This is a genomic window from Herbaspirillum sp. GCM10030257 (assembly GCF_042666555.1).
Classification (GTDB): domain Bacteria; phylum Pseudomonadota; class Gammaproteobacteria; order Burkholderiales; family Burkholderiaceae_D; genus Noviherbaspirillum.
In genome coordinates, this window is sequence record NZ_JBHTDH010000006.1 from 41231 (window position 1) to 62785 (window position 21555).

Here is a 21555-nt window from a genome sequence, read left to right on the forward strand (position 1 = left end):
AATCGGGTAAAGCGCGCCTACAATACGCTTTACGTTAACGTAAACTGCAGTTCCTGTTCAGTGATTCTAACCAGATTCGTTTTCCGCTGCTGACGACCCCCAGAAAGCGCCATGCCGACCTATACCATTACCGAACTTGCCCGTGAATTCGACATCACGCCGCGCGCCATTCGTTTCTACGAAGACCAGGGCTTGCTGAGCCCCAAGCGGGAAGGTGTCGGCGGCCGCACGCGGGTCTACAACGCCAGCGAGCGTACGCGCCTGAAGCTGACGTTGCGCGGCAAGCGGCTCGGCCTTAGCCTCTCTGAAATCAAGGCGTTGGTCGATATGTACGAGTCGCCGAAGGACACTACAGCCCAGCTCAAACGCTTTCTCGCGGTGCTTGCGCAACATCGCGAAACTTTGGAGCGCCAGCGTGAAGATATTGAAGTCACACTCGCTGAACTCTCCGCGCATGAAGAAGAATGCCGACGTCTCCTGGCTGGCGAAAAGCCCGCAAGAAGTACCGAAAGGAAAGCATCGGCACGGCGTGTGAAGGACGCAGCATAAGCACCTGTAAACCGTATTTTTACCGTATCTGCTTTACGTTTACGTAAACGTCAGTTTAACGGTATGATTCGCAACATCGCGCTATCCCGTTTCAGTATCGATAACTCCAACAACGTGAGGACGACATGATCCATTTGCCCGGCTTGACCTTTGATCACGGCGAAGACATCGCCGCACTGCGCGAAACCGTGCAGCAGTTTGCGCAGGCTGAAATCGCGCCGCGCGCCGCCGAAATCGACCGCAGCGACCAGTTCCCGATGGACCTGTGGAAAAAGATGGGCGACCTCGGCCTGCTCGGCGTCACCGTCAGTGAAGAATACGGCGGCACCGACATGGGCTACCTTGCCCACATCGTCGCGATGGAAGAAATTTCGCGCGCTTCCGCCTCGGTCGGCCTGTCTTATGGCGCGCACTCCAATCTCTGCGTCAACCAGATCAATCGCAACGGCACCGAAGAACAAAAGCGCAAATACCTGCCCAAGCTGATTTCCGGCGAGCACGTCGGTGCCTTGGCGATGTCCGAGCCGAATGCCGGTTCCGACGTGGTCAGCATGAAGCTGCGTGCTGAGTGGAAGGGCGACCGCTGGGTGCTCAACGGTACCAAGATGTGGATCACCAACGGCCCTGATGCCGACGTACTGGTGGTCTACGCAAAGAACGATATTGAAGCCGGCCCGCGCGGGATGACCGCTTTCCTGATCGAAAAGGGATACAAGGGTTTTTCGATTGCGCAAAAGCTCGACAAGCTCGGCATGCGCGGCTCGCACACCGGCGAACTGGTGTTCCAGGATTGCGAAGTGCCCGCTGAAAACGTGCTCGGCGGCTTGGGCAAGGGCGTCAATGTGCTGATGTCCGGTCTGGATTTCGAGCGTACCGTACTGTCCGGCGGCCCGCTAGGCATCATGCAGGCTTGCATGGATGCGGTGGTTCCCTACGTTCACGAGCGCAAGCAGTTCGGCCAGCCGATCGGCGAATTCCAGCTGATGCAAGGCAAGATCGCCGACATGTATTCGACCATGATGGCGTGCAAGGCGTATGTCTATGCCGTCGGCCAGGCGTGCGACCGCGCGAAGAACCCGGAAGCGGTGCGCGCGTTGCGCAAGGACGCAGCCGGCGCGATCCTGTATTCCGCGGAGAAGGCGACCTGGATGGCAGGCGAAGCGATCCAGACGCTGGGCGGTAATGGCTATATCAATGAATATCCGGTAGGTCGTCTGTGGCGTGATGCGAAATTGTATGAGATTGGTGCGGGAACGAGTGAGATTCGGCGGATGCTGATTGGACGCGAGTTATTTGCGGAGACGAAGTAGGTAAGTGGCGCTTCACTCACTGCAATCCCACTGCAGTACGGTTCCCTCCCCCTCGTAGGGGGAGGGGTAGGGTGGGGGTATGAAGGTCGAGCTATTGGAGTCTTGTGCTCAACCTCCTTACCGCCATCCCAACCTTCCCCCTCGCCGGGCGCCCCTAAAAGGGGGAAGGAGCCCGTAGTCAACGCACCACCGACCGGAGCGCCCATGCATGCACCCGATCCAGACTATAAACACGTCGTCGAACGCGGTTTCCGCGAGGCGGCTTTTTTGAACGACATCGGCATCACCCTTGTCGACTGCGGCCCCGGCTGGTGCGAATCTACCCTTCGCATCACACCAAGGCACTTGCAGCACACCGGCGTCATCCACGCCGGTGTGCAATCGACTTTGGCCGACCATACGGCGGGTGGTGCGGCAATGACGGTGACACCGGCGGATGGTGTCATCCTGACGGTGGAATTCAAGATGCAGTTATTGCGTGCAGCACTGGGTGACAGCCTCTGGTGCCGGGCGCAGGTGCTTAAGCCGGGCAAGGCGTTTCATGTGGTGGAGTCGGAGGTGTATGCGATGAACGGTGACAAAAAAACCCTGGTCAGCAAACTTGGTGGCACGATGGCCGTTGTGCCGCGCAATGTTTCGTAATCCACCCTAATGATTTCCCTGGTGAAATTCACCGGCCGCACACCAACATCATGGATTGCGCATGACCTACGTATTCCTCGTATTCTTACGGTACCGCATTTGATGAATTACCGATTACTATCCCGGCCATGACCCCTCTGCATCTGACCACTCCGACGCTCACACATCGTGGCCTTTCCACTGCTATCGGCAAGCGCGTGCTGCTGAAGATGGAAAGCCTGCAGCCATCCGGTTCGTTCAAGATGCGCGGCATCGGCTTGTTCTGCCAGCGCGCGGCCGAGCGTGGAGCCAGCCATTTTGTCTGTCCTTCCGGCGGCAATGCCGGTTTTGCCGCCGCCGTGGCCGGCGTGTCGCTTGGCATGCACACGACCATCGTCGTTCCCGAAACCACGCATGAATCGGTACGCCTGAAAATCCGGGCCATTGGTGCCGAGGTCGTTGTGCACGGCGCGGTCTGGGATGAAAGCAATCTGCATGCGCTGCAACTATGCGAGAAGGACGGCACCATCTATGTGCCGCCTTTCGACCATCATGACATTTGGGACGGCAATGCCACGCTGATCGATGAAGTACGCGCCGACGGCATGGATTTTGATGCTGTTATTTGCGCGGTCGGCGGCGGTGGCCTGATGTGCGGTGTGCTCGAAGGCTTGCATCGCAACGGCCTCGCCCACGTTCCGGTGCTGGCTGTGGAAACAGAGGGGGCGGCCTCGCTGCATGCCGCAATGCAAGCCGGCGAACTTGTCACCTTGCCGGAAATCAAGTCCATTGCTACCTCGCTCGCTGCAAAACGCGTCGCGCGCCAGGCATTTGAATGGACAAAACGCCATGACGTGCGCAGCGTGCTCGTCAGCGATGCGCAAGCTGTCAGCGCCTGCCGCCGTTTTGCCGACGACATGCGTATCCTGGTCGAACCGGCCTGCGGCGCCGCCTTGTCTGTGGTGTATCACTGCGCACCGGCGCTGGCGCCTTTTGAAAAACCACTGGTGGTCGTCTGCGGCGGTATCGGCGTGGATTTGGCTAAACTGGAGGCCTGGAAAATCCAATTCGAGCGTTAGCCATGCCCCAGACCGCCTTTCCCAAGCTTCTCAGTTCCCAGATCGCGTTCGATATCGCGCGCACCATCCTTGACGGCTTCGACAAGCACTATCGCCTGTTCCGTGCCGCCAGCCAGGATGCCAAGCGCTATTTCGAAACCAGCGATTGGAAAACGGCACAGATCAAGGCCAGGGAAAGGATCGCGTTCTACGATGCGCGTGTTCAGGAATCCGTGCAGGCGCTGGAAGATGAATACGACCGCGAGGAAATCGACGACGAAGTCTGGCGCGAGGTCAAACTGCATTACATCGGTCTGCTGATCAACCACAAGCAGCCGGAACTGGCAGAAACCTTTTTCAATTCCGTGTGCTGCAACATCCTGCACCGCACCTACTTCCACAACGATTTCATTTTCGTTCGGCCGGCGGTATCGACTGAATACATCGAGCCGGACGGCATGCTGCCGACCTACCGGGTCTATTATCCGGCCAGCGACGGCTTGCACTACACGCTCAAGCGCATTGTCACCAATTTCCAGCTGGCGGCGCCCTTTGCCGACCTCGATCGCGATGTCAGCTTCGTGGAGGCGCGCATGCGCGCGATGTTCGGTTCCGATCTGCTGGAACCGAACCACCAGATCCAGGTGCTGGCCACGCTGTTCTACCGCAACAAGGGCGCGTATATCGTCGGCAAGGGCATCAACGGCAATCGCATTTATCCGTTTGTCGTACCGATCCTGTACAACCGCAAACGCGAGCTGGTGCTCGACACCGTGCTGTTCGACCCGACGCTGATCACAGTGCTGTTTTCGTTCACACGCGCTTATTTCATGGTCGACATGGAAGTGCCATCCGCGTATGTGCAATTCCTGCGCACGCTGATGCCGTACAAGCCGCGCAGCGAAATCTATACGATCCTCGGCCTGCAGAAGCTGGGCAAGGCAGCGTTTTACCGCGATTTCCTGCACCATCTGCGCTATTCATCCGACTGCTTCGAATCGGCACCCGGCATTCGCGGCCTGGTCATGGTGGTGTTTGCGCTGCCGTCGTTCCCGTATGTGTTCAAGGTGATCAAGGATTATTTTCCGCCACCAAAGGAAACCACACGCGAACTGGTCAAGGAAAAATACCTGCTGGTGAAAAACCATGACCGTGTCGGCCGCATGGCCGACACGCTCGAGTATTCAAGCGTCGCCTTTCCGCGTGCACGTTTCTCGCGCGAGCTGCTGGCCGACCTGAAACAGGTTGCACCTTCCATCGTCGAGGAAGAGGGCGATGAAATCATCATCAAGCACTTGTACATCGAGCGCCGGATGACGCCACTCAACATCTGGCTGTCGGAGGCGGACAAGCGCGGCGATCATGCGGCCATCGAGCATGGCATCGTCGAATACGGCAATGCGATCAAGGATCTGGTCGGCGTCAACATCTTTCCCGGTGACATGCTGTACAAGAATTTTGGCGTCACCAAGCATGGCCGCGTGGTGTTCTACGATTACGACGAAATCGAATACATTACCGACTGCAATTTCCGCCAGATCCCCGCGCCACGCAACGAAGAAGACGAAATGTCCAGCGAACCGTGGTACTCGGTCGCGAAGAACGATGTATTCCCTGAGCAGTTCGGTACCTTCCTGCTCGGTAATCCTGAAGTCAGAAAATACTTTTTAAAACACCATGCCGACCTGCTCACCCCGCAGTACTGGCAGAAAGCCAAACAGCGAATCCTGGAAGGCCATGTGGAAGACGTATTCCCTTACCCGCAGGAGTTGCGTTTCAGCTACAAACCCCTCACCCCCGCGGCACAAGCCGCTTGATCTCGGAGACCCAAGATGAACAACGATCCTATTGTTATTGTCGGCGCAGCACGTACCCCGATGGGTGCTTTTCAGGGCGACTTTTCCGCGTTGTCCGCATCGGACCTCGGTGCCGCTGCGATCCGCGCAGCGGTCGAGCGCGCCAATCTCGAACCGGCCCATGTCAACGAAGTCCTGTTCGGCAACTGCCTGATGGCAGGCCAGGGCCAGGCACCGGCACGCCAGGCCGCCATCAAGGCCGGCATCCCGACGTCGGCTGGCGCCGTCACCTTGTCCAAAATGTGCGGTTCGGCGATGAAGGCCGCGATGATCGGCTACGACTCGCTGCTCGCAGGCAGCAATGATGTCGTGATCGCCGGCGGCATGGAATCCATGACCAACGCGCCCTACCTGATTCCGAAGGCACGTGGCGGTTACCGCATCGGCCACGGCATGATGTATGACCACATGATGCTCGACGGTCTGGAAGACGCGTATGACAAGGGCCGCGCGATGGGCACCTTCGCCGAAGAATGTGTTGCCAAATACCAGTTCACCCGTGAAGAGCAGGATGCCTACGCGATCGAATCGGTCAAGCGTGCACAGACAGCGACCAGCGACGGTTCCTTCAAGTGGGAAATCGCGCCGGTCACGGTTGCCGCCAAGGGTGGCGATGTCGTGATCGACAAGGATGAAGGTCCGCTGAAAGCCAAGCTCGACAAGATCCCGTCACTGAAACCGGCCTTCAAGAAGGACGGCACGATCACAGCCGCTTCCTCGTCGTCGATCAACGATGGCGCCGCCGCACTGGTGCTGATGCGCGAATCGACCGCCAAGAAACTGGGATGCAAGCCGATCGCCCGCGTGCTCGGCCACTCCACCCATGCGCAGGAACCGAACTGGTTCACCACCGCACCGGTTGGCGCGATCGACAAGCTGTACAAGAAGCTGAATCTGACCACCAAGGACGTCGACCTGTTCGAGATCAACGAAGCCTTTGCCGCCGTGCCGATGGCCGCGATGAAGGAACACGACATCCCGCACAGCAAGATCAACATCCACGGTGGCGCGTGCGCACTCGGCCATCCGATCGGCGCATCCGGTGCCCGCATCATCGTGACGCTGATCGGCGCTCTGCAGAAGACCGGCGGCAAGCTGGGTGTGGCAGCGCTGTGCATCGGCGGCGGCGAAGGTACGGCGATGGCGATCGAGCTGGTGTAAGCGACTGCTCGATCGCCATTCAGTCGCGCTCCTGCTGACGGCTCCTTCCCTCTGGTAGGGGGAAGGTTGGGATGGGGGTGTTAGGGTTGAGCACAAGACTTCGATAGCTCGACCGCACTACCCCCACCCTAACCCTCCCCCTGCATGGGGGAGGGGACTCGACGGAGGGCGTAGCGACCGATTTCCTACACGCTCCGTTACCCAACCGATACCTACCACCACCATGCCCACCGCACTCATTCTCGGCGCTTCACGCGGCATCGGCCACGAAATCGTCCGCCAGTTGCGTCGCGCCGCAACCTGGAAAGTCTTCGCCACCGCACGGGATGACGCGGCGTTGGCGGCATTGCGCAATGAGGGCGTTCAGGCACTGAAGCTGGACGTGACCAAACCCGAATCCCTTGCCGGGCTAGGCTGGCAGCTCGACGATGAAAAGCTCGACCTCGCCATCTACGTGGCCGGTGTCTACGGTCAGGGCGGGCAGGCAACGTCGCCGCCGACCGCGGAAGATTTCGATGCGGTGATGCATACCAATGTCCTCGGTGCGATGCAAGCAATTCCATTGATCGCACCGCTGGTCGAAGCCGCGCAGGGCAAGTTTGCTTTCATCAGCAGCGGCATGGGCAGCATCGGCGAAGTCGAATCCAGCCACGGCTGGGTCTATCGCGTGTCGAAAGCGGCGCTCAACATGGCGGTCAGAAGCGCCTCGCTCGACTATCCGAAAGCCAGCTTCGTCGCGCTCTGTCCCGGCTGGGTGCGTACCGACCTGGGTGGACCCAACGCCACGATCGCGGTCGAAGAAAGCGTCACCGGACTGCTGCGCGTGATCGCGGCACTTGAACACAAGGACAGCGGCAGCTTCCGCAATTACGCGGGACGCGAGCTGGCCTGGTAAGAACAACGAAATAACGACAGGGGAAGTCCATGGTTTTATCCGAACAGCATGAAATGATCCGCGACGCGCTGCGCAGCTTTTCGCAGGAAAGGCTCGCGCCCAATGCCGCGCGCTGGGATAAGGAGCACCATTTCCCCAAGGATGAACTGAAAGGCCTGGCGCAGCTGGGCGCGTTCGGTGTCGCGGTACCGGAAGAGCTGGGCGGCGCGGGTCTCGACTATGTGTCGCTCGCGCTGGTGCTGGAAGAGATCGCGGCCGGCGACGGTGGCACGTCGACAGTCATCTCGGTCAATAACTGCCCGGTCTGCAGCATCGCGATGATGTATGCGAACGACGAGCAGAAAGAACGGTTTCTCAAGCCGCTGGCGCGCGGCGACATGCTCGGCGCATTCTGCCTGACCGAGCCGCACGTCGGCAGCGATGCCTCCGCATTGCGCACCACCGCGATCCGCGACGGCGATCATTACGTGCTGAACGGCGTCAAGCAGTTCATCACCAGCGGCAAATATGCGGATGTGGCGATCGTGATGGCGGTGACTGACAAGGCGGCAGGCAAGAAAGGCATCAGCGCGTTCTGGGTGCCGACCAATACGCCGGGTTACATCGTTGCACGACTCGAAGAAAAGCTCGGCCAGCATTCATCCGACACCGCGCAGATCCTGTTCGAAAACTGCCGCATTCCCGCGAAGAACCTGATCGGCGACGAAGGGCAGGGCTACAAGATTGCCTTGTCCGGGCTCGAAGGCGGACGCATCGGCATCGCTTCGCAATCGGTTGGCATGGCGCGCGCAGCATTCGACGCGGCGCTTGCTTATGCAAAAGAGCGCACCAGCTTTGGCAAAACGCTGTTCGAGCACCAGGCGGTGCAATTCAAGCTGTCGGACATGGCAACGCAGATCGAAGCGGCGCGCCAGCTGATCATGCACGCGGCCAGCATGAAGGATGCTGGCAAGCCCTGCCTGAAGGAAGCTGCGATGGCCAAGCTGTTCGCCAGCGAAATGGCGGAACGCGTGTGCTCCGATGCAATACAGATCCATGGTGGCTATGGCTATGTCAGCGATTTTCCGGTCGAACGAATTTATCGCGACGTGCGGGTGTGCCAGATTTACGAGGGTACCAGCGATATTCAGAAAATACTGATCGGCCGCGCACTGGCTTGATGGTCGATTCGTCTGTCAGGTTGGAATGATATTCGTAGTCATTCTTAGCAAGCTCTCATCGCACCGCAAAGTAAAAATTCAAGGAGACAAAAATGAAAAAAGGCTACAAGGCACTCGTTGATGAAGCGATGGCGGAGATCAAGACTTACACCGTCGCCGAAGCGCTGGAGAAATACCAGGACCCCAATGTCCAGTTCGTCGACATCCGCGATCCACGAGAACTCGAGCGGGAAGGTGTTGTTCCCGGCGCGTTCTCCGCGCCGCGCGGCATGCTGGAATTCTGGGTCGATCCCGAATCGCCGTATTACAAACCGGTATTCGGCGAGGACAAGGAATACATCTTCTTTTGCGCCGGCGGCCTGCGTAGCGCTCTCGCCACCAAGACGATGCAGGACATGGGCCTGGACAAGGTTGCGCATATCGAAGGCGGATTCGGTGCCTGGAAGGCGGCCGGCGCACCGACGACAGAGAAACAGAGAAAGTGAAAGAGAAGGATGCCACTGATGCCACGCATGCCACGATTTGACATGATCGCCTTCGACTGCGACGGCGTGCTGGTCGACAGCGAACCGGTAACTTGCGGTGTGCTCGCCGACATGCTGAACGAACTTGGATGGCAGATATCTCTGCGGGAAACCATGCACGCCTTCGTGGGACGTCTGGTGCGAGACGAAACGGAAATGATCGCCGCCAATATCCGCAAGCCCATGCCGGTCGATTTTTATCAGCAGTTCGTGGAACGCCGTAATGCGGCGCTGCAGGCTGGCATCGAAGCAGTGCGCGGTGTGAAGAGCGCGATCGAACAGATCGCTGCAGCCAGCATGCCGTTCTGCGTTGCCTCCGGTGCCGACCGCGCAAAGATGCATCTGACGCTGGGGCAAACAGGATTGCTGCCGTGGTTTGACGGAAAAATATTCAGCGGCATGGAAGTCGCCCGCACCAAGCCGGCACCCGATGTCTACCTGCTCGCAGCGCAGACGATGGGCATGGCGCCGCGGCGTTGCGTCGTTATCGAAGACACGCCGACCGGTATCGCAGCAGGTCTCGCCGCCGGCATGACCGTATTCGGTTATGCCGAACATTCGGACCCGCAGCTCTTGCTCAATGCTGGCGCCAGCCGTGTTTTCAGCGACATGGCGGAACTGCCGCAACTGGTGCTCGCATGAAAAAAGCGCTGAGCCCAGCTTGCCCCTGCGGCGGCAATGACTATGCAGGCTGCTGCGGCCGTTATATCGATGGCAGAGACGCCGCACCAACAGCCGACCTGCTGATGCGTTCGCGCTATACCGCGTATGTATTGCGCAACGAGCCGTATCTGAAAGCCACCTGGCATGCCAGCACCCGTCCCGTCGAACCGGTAGCACAGGACGAAGGCATGAACTGGCTAGGCCTGGAAGTACGTCGGCATGTACCCGACGGCGACCAGGCAACGGTGGAGTTCGTCGCACGCTACAAGGTCGGCGGGCGGGCTCACCGGCTGCATGAAATCAGCCGCTTCGTACGCGAAGACGGCAAGTGGTTTTACGTGGATGGCAGTTTTCCCGACTAGGCATAGACATTGAGCGCTGTCTCGCCTCACAAAGGTGCTGACGGAACATGAAATTCGCAAGACAGGAGAATGGACATGGCGCAACTGGAGACAAGCATCGACCGCGGCAGTACCGACATCCCGCTGATCGAGCAGACAATTGGTGATTTCTTTGACGCGATGGCCGCACGCGTTCCCGACAACGCGGCACTGGTGTCCTGCCACCAGCAGTTGCGATACAGCTATCGCGAACTGCAGCGTGAAGCCAACCGCCTTGCCAGCGCTTTGCTGGCGATCGGCATGGGACCGGGCGACCGCGTCGGCATCTGGTCGCACAATAATGCGCAATGGCTGTTGACCCAGATCGCGACCGCCAAAGCGGGCATCGTGCTGGTCAACATCAATCCCGCCTATCGCATCGCCGAACTGGAATATGCACTCAACAAGGTCGGTTGCAAGGCGCTGATCACAATGACCAGCTTCAAGACCAGCGATTATCTGGCGATGGTGCGCGACATCATGCCGGAAATTGCTGCCAGCTCGCCCGGCCAGCTCAAGGCGTCCCGCGTGCCTTCGCTTTCCACGGTGATCCATCTCGGCGAGAGCGACGAGCCCGGCATGATACGGTTCACGGACTTGATGGCCAGGGGCAATCCGGACGATGCGGACCTGAAGGGCATTGCCGGCACGCTGCGCAACACCGATCCCATCAATATACAGTTCACCAGCGGCACCACCGGCTTTCCGAAAGGCGCCACGCTCACGCACCGCAATGTATTGAACAACGGTTTCTTTATCGGTGAAGCGATGCGCCTGAGCACAGAAGACAGGCTGTGCATCCCGGTACCCTTGTATCACTGCTTCGGCATGGTGCTCGGCAACCTCGCCTGCCTGACGCACGGCGCGACCATCGTCTATCCGAACGACGCCTTCGACCCGCTATCGGTGCTGCAGGCGGTACAGGACGAGCGTTGCACAGGACTGCATGGCGTGCCCACCATGTTCATCGCTGAACTCGACCATCCGCGCTTTGCAGAATTCGACTTGTCCACGCTGCGTACCGGCATCATGGCCGGTTCACCGTGCCCAATCGAAGTGATGAAGCGCGTGGTCAGCGACATGCACATGAGCGAAGTCACCATTGCTTATGGCATGACCGAAACCAGCCCGGTCAGCTGCCAGAGCACCACCGATACGCCGCTCGAAAAGCGTGTGTCAACGGTGGGTCGGGTACAGCCGCACCTGGAAGTGAAGATTGCCGATCCCGAAAGCGGCAAGCCGGTTGCCATCGGTGTTACCGGCGAGCTCTGCACGCGCGGCTACTCCGTCATGCATGGCTACTGGGACGATCCGCAAAAGACCGCGGAAGCCATCGATAGTGAAGGCTGGATGCATACCGGCGACCTGGCGGTGATGGATGCGGAAGGCTATGTGAACATTGCCGGCCGCATCAAGGACATGGTGATACGCGGTGGCGAAAACATTTACCCGCGCGAGATCGAGGAATTCCTGTACCGCCATCCCGCGGTGCAGGATGTGCAGGTCATCGGCGTGCCGGACCGCAAATACGGTGAAGAACTCTGTGCATGGGTGATACGCCGGCCCGGCGCCAGTGTCACGGAAGACGAACTGCGCGACTTCTGCAAGGGGCAGATCGCCCATTACAAGATCCCCCGGTATATCCGCTTCGTGGATAGCTTTCCAATGACGGTCACCGGCAAGGTGCAGAAGTTCAGGATGCGCGAGCTCATGAAAGACGAGCTCAAGATCGATGAAGACAAAACCGCTTAAAAAACGAGCAATAACAAAGGACGCAAATATGCCGCAAATAGAAAGCAAACTGTCGCCGCGCAGCGAAGACTTCAAAGCCAATGCCGCCGCCATGCAGGCGCTGGTCGACGACCTCAAGGCCAAGGTGGAAAAGCTGGCATTGGGCGGTGGGGAAGACGCCCGCAAGAAACATACTTCGCGCGGCAAGCTGCTGCCCCGGGATCGCGTGCAGATGCTGCTCGATCCCGGCACGCCTTTCCTCGAACTGTCACAGATGGCTGCTTACGAGATGTACGACAATGCAGCGCCGGCGGCCGGCGTGATTGCAGGCATCGGCCGCGTGGCCGGCCAGGAATGCATGATCGTCTGCAACGATGCGACAGTAAAGGGCGGCACCTACTACCCGATCACGGTCAAGAAGCATTTGCGCGCGCAGGAAATCGCCGATCAGAACAACCTGCCCTGTATTTACCTGGTCGACTCGGGCGGCGCCAACCTGCCGAACCAGGATGACGTGTTTCCGGACCGCGATCACTTCGGCCGCATCTTCTTCAACCAGGCCAATATGTCGGCCAAGGGCATTCCGCAGATCGCAGTGGTGATGGGTTCCTGTACCGCCGGCGGCGCCTATGTGCCGGCAATGAGCGACGAATCCATCATCGTCAAGGACCAGGGCACGATCTTCCTTGGCGGTCCTCCGCTGGTCAAGGCGGCGACCGGTGAAGTGGTCAGTGCCGAAGATCTCGGCGGCGGCGATGTGCACACCCGTCTGTCGGGCGTGGTCGATCATCTGGCAAAGAACGACATGCATGCGCTGTCGCTGGCACGCACCATCGTCGGCAATCTCAACCGCCGGAAAAACCATGCACTGGTATTGCGCGAACCGGTGGCGCCAAAATTCGATCCCAAGGAATTGTATGGCGTGATCCCCACCGATACCCGCAAGCCCTTCGATGTGCGGGAAGTGATCGCGCGTATCGTCGACGGCAGCGAATTCGATGAATTCAAGGCACGTTACGGCACCACGCTGGTGTGCGGCTTTGCGCATATTTTTGGCATGCCGGTCGGCATCATCGCCAACAACGGCATCCTGTTTTCGGAATCGGCACTGAAGGGCGCCCACTTCATCGAGCTGTGCTGCCAGCGCAAGATTCCGCTGGTTTTCCTGCAAAACATCACCGGCTTCATGGTCGGGCGCAAGTACGAAAACGAAGGCATTGCCCGCAACGGCGCCAAGATGGTGACCGCGGTATCAACGGCCGCGGTGCCGAAGTTCACGGTGATCATCGGCGGCAGCTTCGGCGCCGGCAATTACGGCATGTGCGGACGCGCGTATTCGCCACGCTTCTTGTGGATGTGGCCGAATGCGCGCATCTCGGTGATGGGCGGCGAACAGGCGGCGAGCGTGTTGGCCACTGTCAAGCGCGACGGTATCGAAGGCAAGGGCGGTAGCTGGAGTGCCGAGGAAGAGGAAGCGTTCAAGCAGCCGATCCGCGAACAGTATGAACACCAGGGTCATCCGTACTATGCGACGGCAAGGCTATGGGATGACGGCGTGATCGATCCTGCCGATACGCGGATGGTACTGGGATTGGGCATCAGCGCATCGCTGAACGCGCCGATCCCGGAATCGAAGTTCGGCGTGTTCCGGATGTAACAAGTGGAGATCGATGCGATGCGGATTGCTGACACGCATGCATCAGCATGCCTGCACGCTCGCGATTTCCCGTCGTCTGAAAAAATTCGTCAAGACCGGCTGCACGTTGAATGCGGTCGACGACCACATTGTTTGGAAGGAATAACCTCATGAGCTGGCAAACCCTCGATGTCGATGTGCAAGGCGGTGTCGCTACCGTGACCCTCAACCGGCCGGATGTACGCAACGCCTTCAACGAAACCACGATTGCCGAAATCACCCAGGTGTTTGGCGAGCTGGGCAAAGATGCCGCATTGCGCGCAATCGTGCTCGCCGCGAATGGCCCCGCATTCTGTGCGGGCGCTGATCTCAACTGGATGAAAAAAATGGCCGGCTACACGCACGAGGAAAATCGTGCGGACGCCGCGCAGCTTGCCGACATGCTGCACACCATCTACACCTGCCCCAAACCGGTGGTCGCGAAGATCCAGGGAGATTGCTATGCCGGTGGCATGGGTCTGGTTGCCGCCTGCGATATTTCCATTGCCGTAGAGACAACAAATTTTTGCTTGAGCGAGGTAAAACTCGGCCTGATTCCTGCGACAATCTCGCCCTACGTGATCAAGGCCATGGGTGAAAACGCGGCCCGCCGCTACTTCCTGACGGCAGAACGCTTTTCCGCGCAGGAGGCGCAACGCATTGGTTTTGTGCATTCGGTTGTTGGCGCCGACGCGCTGGATGCTGCGGTTGCCGATGTCGTCAAGGCCTTGGTGTCGAATAGCCCCCATGCGGTCAAGGAAGCCAAGCGACTGGTGCAGGATGTCGCGGGGCGGCCGTTGAGTGATGCGCTGATTGCGGATACAGCGGTGAGGATTGCGGATATTCGCAGTTCGGAGGAGGGGAAGGAAGGGGTAAGGTCGTTTTTGGAGAAGCGGAAGCCGGGGTGGTTGGTGTGAAGCTGTTCTTTCAATCTCTTGCCCCAAACAAGTAAATAACAAGTCCCTTCCCCCTTTTAGGGGGAAGGTTGGGATGGGGCGGGCCGCGTAGGCGTGTGAGGGTTGAGCATGGGACTGCGACAACTCGACCGCATCACCCCCACCCTAACCCTCCCCCTAAGAGGGGGAGGGAACCTGACGGAGTAAGTAGAGAGGCAGGATGGTTGAATCAATCACGCGCATCAAACCAACAACCACGACCAATGCCAGAACACTGCGCACAGGTATGACCTTAGCTGAGCAACGGTTATGGCATGCGATACGAGGCAGGCAATTACAAGGACACCGCTTCCGCCGGCAACATCCAATCGGCCCTTACATCGCGGATTTTGCGTGCGTTGAAAAGCTGCTACTGATTGAATTGGATGGCGGCCAGCATCAGGATCAGATTGAATACGACCTGGAACGAACGACATATTTAAATTTGCAAGGCTGGCACGTAATGCGATTCTGGAACAACGAGATATTTGAAAATTTCGACGGCGTCTTAAGCAGCATTGACGACACATTGAACGTAGCACCCGCAGTGCAATCATTTTCGAAATGAAAAAACGCCAGCCAACGCCAAGCAACAAACCATAGTCTCTGGAGCAGTATTGAACACAATTGAACAATCTGACTGGGTCGCCCGCAGCCTGAAAAGCGTCTGGCACCCATGCACGCAGATGCAGCACCATGAGACGGTACCGCTGGTGCCGGTCAGCCATGGGCGCGGTGCATGGCTGTACGATGCGCAAGGGCGGCGTTACCTGGACGCCATCAGTTCCTGGTGGGTCAACCTGTTCGGTCATGCCAACCCGCGCATCAATGCCGCATTGAAGGATCAGCTGGACCTGCTAGAGCATGCGATGCTCGCAGGCTTTACCCACGAACCGGTCATCAGGCTGTCCGAACAGCTGGCGGCTCGCACCAATCATGTGCTCGGCCATTGCTTTTACGCGTCCGACGGTGCTTCCGCAGTCGAGATCGCGCTGAAGATGAGTTTTCATTTCTGGCGCAACAGTGGCCAGACCGACAAGCGCGAATTCGTTTGCCTGAAAGGCAGCTATCACGGCGAGACGATCGGTGCGCTCGCGGTCACCGATGTGCAACTGTTCCGCGACGCCTATGGGCCGCTGCTCCAGCAGGCGCACGTGGTCCCCTCACCCGATGCGCGTCAGGCGCAGGATGGCGAAGCGCCCGCCGATGTTGCCCGCCGTGCGGCGCAAAAGCTCGAAGCGCTGTTGCAACAACGCACCGGAAAAATCGCCGCTGTGATTGTCGAACCGCTGGTGCAATGCGCCGCCGGCATGGCGATGTACGATCCGGTCTACCTGTCGGAGCTGCGCGCCATCTGCGACCGTCACCAGGTACATCTGATCGCCGATGAAATCGCAGTTGGCTGCGGTCGGACCGGCAGCTTCTTCGCCTGCGAACAGGCGGCAATCTGGCCGGATTTCCTTTGCCTGTCCAAAGGGATCAGCGGCGGCTATCTGCCGTTGTCACTGGTGATGACGCGCGACGACATCTATCAGGGCTTTTACGACACCGATGTGCGGCGCGGTTTTTTGCATTCGCATTCCTACACCGGCAATCCGCTCGCTTGCCGCGCGGCGCTGGCGACGCTGGCGATTTTCGATGAGGACGATGTCATCCATCGCAACAAGGAACGTGCGGCACGCCTCGGCAAGGCACTGGACGTGTTCGCCACCGATCCCCGCGTGGAGCATGTACGCCAGCGCGGCATGATCTGGGCATGCGATGCAAGGACCGACGACCCGGCATTCTCGCGCAAGTTCTTTACCGCAGCGTTGCAGCATGAACTCTTGCTCCGCCCCATCGGCCGCACGCTCTACCTGATGCCGCCTTACATCCTCGACGACGAGGAAACCGCCTTGCTTGCACAGCGTACGCATGCGATATTCCAGCAAGTGATCGGAGTCTGAACATGCAACTCTTGTCCGATCTCGAACAGCAACTCAATGCACTCGATGCGCAGCAACTGCGTCGCCGCCGTCGCATTGCCGACACGCCATGCGCGCCGCATGTGACGGTCGACGGCCGCAAGCTGCTGGCTTTCTGCAGCAATGATTATCTCGGCCTGGCGTCGCATCCGCGCCTGGTGGAGGCCTTGCGTGAAGGCGCCTCCCGCTATGGCGTCGGTAGCGGCGCGTCGCATCTGATCAGCGGGCATTCGCGTGCGCATGCCCTGCTGGAGGAGCGGCTCGCCGACTTCCTGTCGCCGCACCTGGAGCAGGCGCGCGCCCTGTACTTTTGCACCGGTTACATGGCGAATCTTGCGGTACTCACCGCGCTGGCAGGGCGGGATGCGGATCTGTTCTCCGAATCGCTGAACCATGCTTCCCTGATTGATGGTGCTCGCTTGTCGCGCGCCAGAGTGCAGGTCTATGCGCACGGTGATAATGCCGCGCTTGAAGTCCTGCTCAAGTCCAGTACCGCAAAAACCAAAGTCGTCGTCACCGACAGCGTGTTCAGCATGGACGGCGATCTCGCGCCCTTGCCTGCACTGCTTGCGCTTTGCGAGCGTTATGGTGCCTGGCTGGTAGTGGACGACGCGCACGGGTTCGGTGTACTCGGTACGCACGGGCGCGGTGCGCTCGAACATTTCAACCTGCGTTCTCCCTACCTGATCTACATGGGCACGCTGGGCAAGGCGGCCGGTGTCGGCGGCGCCTTCGTTGCCGCGCACGCCACCGTGATCGAATGGCTGGTGCAGCGCGCGCGGCCTTACATCTACACCACCGCAGCAGCACCCGCGCTGGCTCATGCGCTGATGACCAGCGTCGAATTGATCAGCGGACACGAAGGCGCGATACGCCGGGCGCACCTGCAGCAATTGGTCGGTCAGTTGCAATCGGCATTGCACTTGCAGCGCTGGACATTGCTTGCCTCGCAAACGGCGATACAGCCAGTCATCATTGGTCGCAACGACGAGGCGCTACGTGCCGCCGCCGCCTTGCAGGAACAGGGCGTATGGGTGCCGGCGATCCGCCCGCCGACGGTGCCGGCCGATACCGCGCGCCTGCGCATCACGCTGTCGGCCGCACATACCGCAGCCGATGTCACACGCGTGGCCGAAGCGATCAATGCGGTCGAAGCCGGAGTGCCTGCATGAACAAGCCCGCCTACTTCGTCACCGGCACCGATACCGAAATCGGCAAGACGCTTGCATCGAGCGCCTTGCTGCATGCGCTGGCGCAATGCGACGTGCGCGTGGCAGGGATGAAACCCATCGCCGCCGGTGCGGAACTGCGCGACGGCGTGCTGCATAACGAGGACGTCGATGCACTCGCCGCCGCCGCCAATGTGACGCTGCCGCTGGAATTGACCACGCCATATTTGCTGCAGGATGCCGCAGCCCCGCATATCGTCGCCGCACAGGAAGGCGTGCGCATCGATCTGATGCATATCCGCCTTTGCTATGAACGCGTCGCGGCCAGTGCCGATGCGGTGGTAGTCGAAGGCGTCGGTGGATTCTGCGTGCCCTTGTCGGATACCGCCAATACCGCCGACCTCGCGCAACAGCTCGGTTTGCCGGTGATCATGGTGGTCGGCATGCGCCTCGGCTGCCTCAGCCATGCCTTGCTGACTGCCGAAGCGATTGTCGCGCGCGGCTTGCCGTTGGTTGGCTGGATCGCCAATGTGGTCGATCCCGGCATGCGTCATCTTGATCACAATATCGACGCGCTGCGCACACGCATCGCCGCGCCGCTGCTCGGCTGCATTCCGCGTCTGCCCGCGCCATCGGCTGCACGGGCCGCCGCGTATCTGGATTTTTCAAGCTTGCCCCACTGGCCAGTGCCGGCCCGGCAAGTCCTGTCTCACTCTGAAGTAAAGGAAGTCTGATGTCGTCACAAGCCATTACGTTTCATGAGATTCGCACGCCTGCCGCAGTGCGTGTTGCCGCCGCGCAGGCATGGCCCGAAGAAAAGGTGCTGGAACTGTTCAACTTGCCGTTCAACGAATTGATGTTCCGCGCGCAGCAAGTGCACCGTGAACATTTCGATCCGCAAGAAGTTGAGCTGGCCACGCTGCTGTCGATCAAGACCGGTGGCTGCCCGGAAGACTGCGGCTACTGCCCGCAAGCCGCACGCTACGACACCGGGGTCACCGCACAGAAGCTGCTGGAACTGGAAACCGTGCTGGAAGCAGCACGTGCCGCCAAAGCCCATGGCGCGACACGCTTCTGCATGGGCGCTGCCTGGCGCAGCCCCAAGGACCGCGACCTCGACCACGTGGAAGCGATGGTGCGTGGCGTCAAGGAACTTGGCCTCGAAGCCTGTGCCACGCTCGGCATGCTGGAAGACGGCCAGGCCGAGCGCCTCGCCGCTGCCGGTCTCGATTACTACAACCACAACCTCGATACCGCGCCCGAGTTCTATAACGACATCATCACCACCCGAAATTACGAAAACCGCCTCGATACGCTGGACAAGGTGCGCAATGCCGGCATCAAGGTGTGCTGTGGCGGCATCGTCGGCATGGGCGAATCGCGCAAGCAGCGCGCGGGACTGATCGCGCAGGTCGCCAATCTCGATCCGTATCCGGAGTCGGTGCCGATCAATCACCTTGTGCAGGTCGAAGGCACACCATTGCATGGCCTCGATCCGCTCGATCCGCTGGAATTCGTGCGTACCATCGCGGTGGCGCGCATCACCATGCCAAAGGCGCGCGTGCGCCTGTCGGCCGGCCGTCGCGAGATGGGCGAAGCAGTGCAGGCGATGTGTTTCCAGGCAGGGGCCAACTCGATTTTCTATGGGGACAAGCTGCTCACTACCGGCAATCCGGACGCGGATGCAGACATGGCCTTGCTCAACAAACTGGGGATGAAGATCAAGCATACGCAAGTCGATGCGAAGCTTGCAGTGAACGAGTAAAGAAAGACTTCCCTTCCCATGCAGGGAGGGGACCAAAAAAAGCATTACAACAAGAGACACCCCAACCGCCACCCAAAAGGAGATAGCGTGTTTAACAAGATCCTGATTGCAAACCGCGGCGAGATCGCTTGCCGCGTGGCCGCCACCGCACATCGTCTCGGCGTCAAAAGCGTCGCTGTGTATTCGGAAGCCGATGCCAATGCCAAGCATGTCGCCGTCTGCGACGAGTCGGTCCTGATCGGCCCGCCGCCGGCCAAGGAAAGTTACCTGCGCGCCGACAAGATCATCGAAGTGGCGCTTGCCACCGGCGCCCAGGCCATCCATCCTGGCTATGGCTTTTTGTCGGAAAACGACGAGTTTGCCGAAGCTTGCGCCAAGGCCGGTCTCGTGTTCATCGGCCCGCCGGCATCGGCAATTCGCGCGATGGGTTCCAAGTCGGCTGCGAAAGCGCTGATGGAAAAAGCCAATGTGCCGCTGGTGCCTGGCTACCATGGCGACAATCAGGATGCCGACTTCCTGCAGGAGCAAGCCGACAAGATCGGTTACCCGGTACTGCTCAAGGCCAGTGCAGGCGGCGGTGGCAAGGGCATGCGCATCGTCGAGAAGAGCGCCGACTTCAAGGCCGCGCTCGAATCCTGCAAGCGCGAAGCGATCAACAGCTTTGGCGACGACAAGGTGCTGGTCGAAAAATACCTGACCCGCCCGCGCCATATCGAGATCCAGGTGTTTGCCGATACCCATGGCAACTGCGTCTACCTGTTCGAACGCGATTGCTCTGTACAACGCCGTCACCAGAAAGTGCTGGAAGAAGCCCCAGCACCCGGCATGACCGAAGAACGTCGTCGTGCAATGGGTGAGGCAGCAGTTGCCGCCGCCAAGGCAGTCGGCTACGTCGGCGCGGGCACGGTGGAATTCATCGCCAACCAGGACGGGTCGTTCTACTTCATGGAAATGAACACCCGCCTGCAGGTCGAACATCCAGTGACCGAAATGATTACCGGTCATGATCTGGTCGAATGGCAATTGCGCGTCGCCTTCGGTGAAACGTTGCCGAAGCAGCAGGATGAACTGCGCATCCACGGCCATGCGCTGGAAGCGCGCATCTATGCGGAAAACCCGGAGAAGGGTTTCCTGCCATCGATTGGCACCTTGCAGCATATGCACACGCCGCAAGCGGTCAGTTTTCAGCTTGGCAATGGCATCGTCCCCGGCAATCCGGCTGCGGTGCGTATTGATTCCGGCGTACGCGAAGGCGATGCGATTTCACCGTTCTACGACCCGATGATCGCCAAGCTGATTGTCTGGGGCAACGACCGCGAAGAAGCACTGGCCCACATGTCTCAAGCCCTGTCGGAATTCCAGGTGGTCGGCCTTTCCGCCAACGTTGCTTTCCTCAAGCGCCTGGTGGAAAGTCGCCCGTTCTCGCAGGCCGACCTCGATACCGGCTTGATTGAACGGAACCACGATGCGCTGTTCCCGCAGGCGGCACCGGTATCGCTGCAGATCCTCGGGCTGGCAGCCGCCTCGCTGTTGTCCGCAGAGCAAAACGACGGTATCGCCGCCAACGATCCCTGGGCCAATACCAGCGGCTGGCGCATGAATGCGGCGCTCATGCGCACACTGGAATTTGCGGAAGAAGCCACAACATATCCCGTATCGGTCAGTTATCGCGATGCCGGCTGGAACATCGGCATTGGCCAACCCTCATCGGTGATGACCCTGGTCGAGCGCAAGGGCCAGCACTTGGTGATCAAGGTGGATGGCACGGCGGTACGCGGCACGGTGGTGCGCGCAGCCGATGTGTTCCACGTGTTCACCGGCGGTGCGCATTATGTTCTCAATTACAACGATCCTCTTGCGCATGCCGGTGAAGCGGAAGCCGAAGGTGGCCGCCTGACAGCACCGATGCCCGGCAAGATCGTCGCGCTGCTGGTCGACAAAGGCAAAACTGTGGAAAAAGGTGCACCATTGCTGATCATGGAAGCGATGAAGATGGAACATACGATTGCCGCGCCGGCGAATGGGACGGTGGAAGAGTTGTTGTATGCCGTCGGAGATCAGGTGGCGGAAGGTGCGCAATTGCTGGCATTCAAGGCGGCTTGACGCACCGCTGCCGTCAGACGCATAAAGAAGTTCCTT

Annotated in this window: 21 protein-coding genes; all 21 read left to right on the plus strand. The window is 59.6% G+C overall.

The genetic code is table 11. The features are described from left to right. The first annotated feature begins 111 nt into the window (after positions 1 to 111). The 21 genes from ACFQUU_RS10925 (at position 112) to ACFQUU_RS11025 (ending at position 21519) form a co-directional block, all read left to right on the plus strand. The gene (locus tag ACFQUU_RS10925; protein WP_382246845.1) at positions 112 to 549 is read left to right on the plus strand and encodes a MerR family DNA-binding transcriptional regulator; all 438 of its coding nucleotides are present in this window, start codon (positions 112 to 114) and stop codon (positions 547 to 549) included. Positions 550 to 674: 125 nt separating this feature from the next. Next, a complete protein-coding gene (locus tag ACFQUU_RS10930) occupies positions 675 to 1859 on the plus strand; it encodes an isovaleryl-CoA dehydrogenase (RefSeq protein ID WP_382246848.1) in 1185 nt (394 codons plus the stop codon). A 204-nt stretch (positions 1860 to 2063) separates the two neighbouring features. Then, positions 2064 to 2501, plus strand: a complete 438-nt coding sequence (locus ACFQUU_RS10935; RefSeq protein WP_382246851.1) for a PaaI family thioesterase — start codon at positions 2064 to 2066, stop codon at positions 2499 to 2501. Between the two features lie 128 nt (positions 2502 to 2629). Next, positions 2630 to 3559, plus strand: a complete 930-nt coding sequence (locus ACFQUU_RS10940) for a pyridoxal-phosphate dependent enzyme (protein WP_382246854.1) — start codon at positions 2630 to 2632, stop codon at positions 3557 to 3559. 2 nt (positions 3560 to 3561) lie between these two features. Next, entirely contained in the window at positions 3562 to 5355 is a 1794-nt protein-coding gene (aceK, locus tag ACFQUU_RS10945; protein WP_382246857.1) for a bifunctional isocitrate dehydrogenase kinase/phosphatase, read from the plus strand. 15 nt (positions 5356 to 5370) lie between these two features. Continuing rightward, positions 5371 to 6555 carry an acetyl-CoA C-acetyltransferase gene (locus tag ACFQUU_RS10950; protein ID WP_382246860.1) on the plus strand — a complete coding sequence of 395 codons (1185 nt, stop codon included), beginning with the start codon at positions 5371 to 5373 and terminating at the stop codon, positions 6553 to 6555. Between the two features lie 223 nt (positions 6556 to 6778). Next, positions 6779 to 7450, plus strand: coding sequence for an SDR family oxidoreductase (locus tag ACFQUU_RS10955; RefSeq protein WP_382246863.1), 672 nt, complete (start codon positions 6779 to 6781; stop codon positions 7448 to 7450). 29 nt (positions 7451 to 7479) lie between these two features. Beyond that, positions 7480 to 8610 (plus strand): acyl-CoA dehydrogenase family protein, encoded by a 1131-nt coding sequence (locus ACFQUU_RS10960; protein WP_382246866.1) that lies wholly within the window; start codon positions 7480 to 7482, stop codon positions 8608 to 8610. A 92-nt stretch (positions 8611 to 8702) separates the two neighbouring features. Further along, a complete protein-coding gene (locus tag ACFQUU_RS10965; RefSeq protein WP_382246869.1) occupies positions 8703 to 9095 on the plus strand; it encodes a rhodanese-like domain-containing protein in 393 nt (130 codons plus the stop codon). A 9-nt stretch (positions 9096 to 9104) separates the two neighbouring features. Further along, entirely contained in the window at positions 9105 to 9776 is a 672-nt protein-coding gene (locus tag ACFQUU_RS10970; protein ID WP_382246871.1) for an HAD family hydrolase, read from the plus strand. Then, positions 9773 to 10159 (plus strand): YchJ family protein, encoded by a 387-nt coding sequence (locus ACFQUU_RS10975; protein WP_382246874.1) that lies wholly within the window; start codon positions 9773 to 9775, stop codon positions 10157 to 10159. Before ACFQUU_RS10970 ends, ACFQUU_RS10975 begins: the two co-directional genes overlap by 4 nt. Positions 10160 to 10234: 75 nt before the next feature. Then, entirely contained in the window at positions 10235 to 11929 is a 1695-nt protein-coding gene (locus tag ACFQUU_RS10980) for an AMP-binding protein (protein WP_382246877.1), read from the plus strand. Positions 11930 to 11957: 28 nt separating this feature from the next. Continuing rightward, the gene (locus tag ACFQUU_RS10985; protein WP_382246880.1) at positions 11958 to 13565 is read left to right on the plus strand and encodes a carboxyl transferase domain-containing protein; all 1608 of its coding nucleotides are present in this window, start codon (positions 11958 to 11960) and stop codon (positions 13563 to 13565) included. A gap of 13 nt (positions 13566 to 13578) precedes the next feature. Beyond that, positions 13579 to 13710 carry a hypothetical protein gene (locus tag ACFQUU_RS10990; RefSeq protein ID WP_382246883.1) on the plus strand — a complete coding sequence of 44 codons (132 nt, stop codon included), beginning with the start codon at positions 13579 to 13581 and terminating at the stop codon, positions 13708 to 13710. Positions 13711 to 13714: 4 nt separating this feature from the next. Next, complete coding sequence (locus ACFQUU_RS10995; RefSeq protein WP_382246884.1) at positions 13715 to 14500, plus strand: enoyl-CoA hydratase/isomerase family protein; 786 nt, start codon at positions 13715 to 13717, stop codon at positions 14498 to 14500. A gap of 199 nt (positions 14501 to 14699) precedes the next feature. Then, a complete protein-coding gene (locus ACFQUU_RS11000; protein ID WP_382246887.1) occupies positions 14700 to 15086 on the plus strand; it encodes an endonuclease domain-containing protein in 387 nt (128 codons plus the stop codon). A gap of 49 nt (positions 15087 to 15135) precedes the next feature. Further along, complete coding sequence (gene bioA / locus ACFQUU_RS11005) at positions 15136 to 16464, plus strand: adenosylmethionine--8-amino-7-oxononanoate transaminase (RefSeq protein WP_382246890.1); 1329 nt, start codon at positions 15136 to 15138, stop codon at positions 16462 to 16464. Between the two features lie 2 nt (positions 16465 to 16466). After that, positions 16467 to 17654: an 8-amino-7-oxononanoate synthase gene (gene bioF, locus ACFQUU_RS11010; protein WP_382246893.1), complete on the plus strand. Its 1188-nt coding sequence runs from the start codon at positions 16467 to 16469 to the stop codon at positions 17652 to 17654. After that, positions 17651 to 18385: a dethiobiotin synthase gene (gene bioD, locus ACFQUU_RS11015; RefSeq protein WP_382246896.1), complete on the plus strand. Its 735-nt coding sequence runs from the start codon at positions 17651 to 17653 to the stop codon at positions 18383 to 18385. Before bioF ends, bioD begins: the two co-directional genes overlap by 4 nt. Next, the gene (gene bioB, locus ACFQUU_RS11020; RefSeq protein WP_382246899.1) at positions 18385 to 19416 is read left to right on the plus strand and encodes a biotin synthase BioB; all 1032 of its coding nucleotides are present in this window, start codon (positions 18385 to 18387) and stop codon (positions 19414 to 19416) included. Before bioD ends, bioB begins: the two co-directional genes overlap by 1 nt. An 87-nt stretch (positions 19417 to 19503) precedes the next feature. Further along, positions 19504 to 21519, plus strand: coding sequence for an acetyl/propionyl/methylcrotonyl-CoA carboxylase subunit alpha (locus ACFQUU_RS11025; RefSeq protein ID WP_382246902.1), 2016 nt, complete (start codon positions 19504 to 19506; stop codon positions 21517 to 21519). Positions 21520 to 21555: the final 36 nt, after the last annotated feature.

Coding starts and splice junctions, on each gene's coding strand:
- ACFQUU_RS10925 (WP_382246845.1), top strand. CDS start 112: ATGCCGACCTATACCATTACCGAACTTGCCCGTGAATTCGACATCACG.
- ACFQUU_RS10930 (WP_382246848.1), top strand. CDS start 675: ATGATCCATTTGCCCGGCTTGACCTTTGATCACGGCGAAGACATCGCC.
- ACFQUU_RS10935 (WP_382246851.1), top strand. CDS start 2,064: ATGCATGCACCCGATCCAGACTATAAACACGTCGTCGAACGCGGTTTC.
- ACFQUU_RS10940 (WP_382246854.1), top strand. CDS start 2,630: ATGACCCCTCTGCATCTGACCACTCCGACGCTCACACATCGTGGCCTT.
- aceK (WP_382246857.1), top strand. CDS start 3,562: ATGCCCCAGACCGCCTTTCCCAAGCTTCTCAGTTCCCAGATCGCGTTC.
- ACFQUU_RS10950 (WP_382246860.1), top strand. CDS start 5,371: ATGAACAACGATCCTATTGTTATTGTCGGCGCAGCACGTACCCCGATG.
- ACFQUU_RS10955 (WP_382246863.1), top strand. CDS start 6,779: ATGCCCACCGCACTCATTCTCGGCGCTTCACGCGGCATCGGCCACGAA.
- ACFQUU_RS10960 (WP_382246866.1), top strand. CDS start 7,480: ATGGTTTTATCCGAACAGCATGAAATGATCCGCGACGCGCTGCGCAGC.
- ACFQUU_RS10965 (WP_382246869.1), top strand. CDS start 8,703: ATGAAAAAAGGCTACAAGGCACTCGTTGATGAAGCGATGGCGGAGATC.
- ACFQUU_RS10970 (WP_382246871.1), top strand. CDS start 9,105: ATGCCACTGATGCCACGCATGCCACGATTTGACATGATCGCCTTCGAC.
- ACFQUU_RS10975 (WP_382246874.1), top strand. CDS start 9,773: ATGAAAAAAGCGCTGAGCCCAGCTTGCCCCTGCGGCGGCAATGACTAT.
- ACFQUU_RS10980 (WP_382246877.1), top strand. CDS start 10,235: ATGGCGCAACTGGAGACAAGCATCGACCGCGGCAGTACCGACATCCCG.
- ACFQUU_RS10985 (WP_382246880.1), top strand. CDS start 11,958: ATGCCGCAAATAGAAAGCAAACTGTCGCCGCGCAGCGAAGACTTCAAA.
- ACFQUU_RS10990 (WP_382246883.1), top strand. CDS start 13,579: ATGCGATGCGGATTGCTGACACGCATGCATCAGCATGCCTGCACGCTC.
- ACFQUU_RS10995 (WP_382246884.1), top strand. CDS start 13,715: ATGAGCTGGCAAACCCTCGATGTCGATGTGCAAGGCGGTGTCGCTACC.
- ACFQUU_RS11000 (WP_382246887.1), top strand. CDS start 14,700: ATGGTTGAATCAATCACGCGCATCAAACCAACAACCACGACCAATGCC.
- bioF (WP_382246893.1), top strand. CDS start 16,467: ATGCAACTCTTGTCCGATCTCGAACAGCAACTCAATGCACTCGATGCG.
- bioD (WP_382246896.1), top strand. CDS start 17,651: ATGAACAAGCCCGCCTACTTCGTCACCGGCACCGATACCGAAATCGGC.
- bioB (WP_382246899.1), top strand. CDS start 18,385: ATGTCGTCACAAGCCATTACGTTTCATGAGATTCGCACGCCTGCCGCA.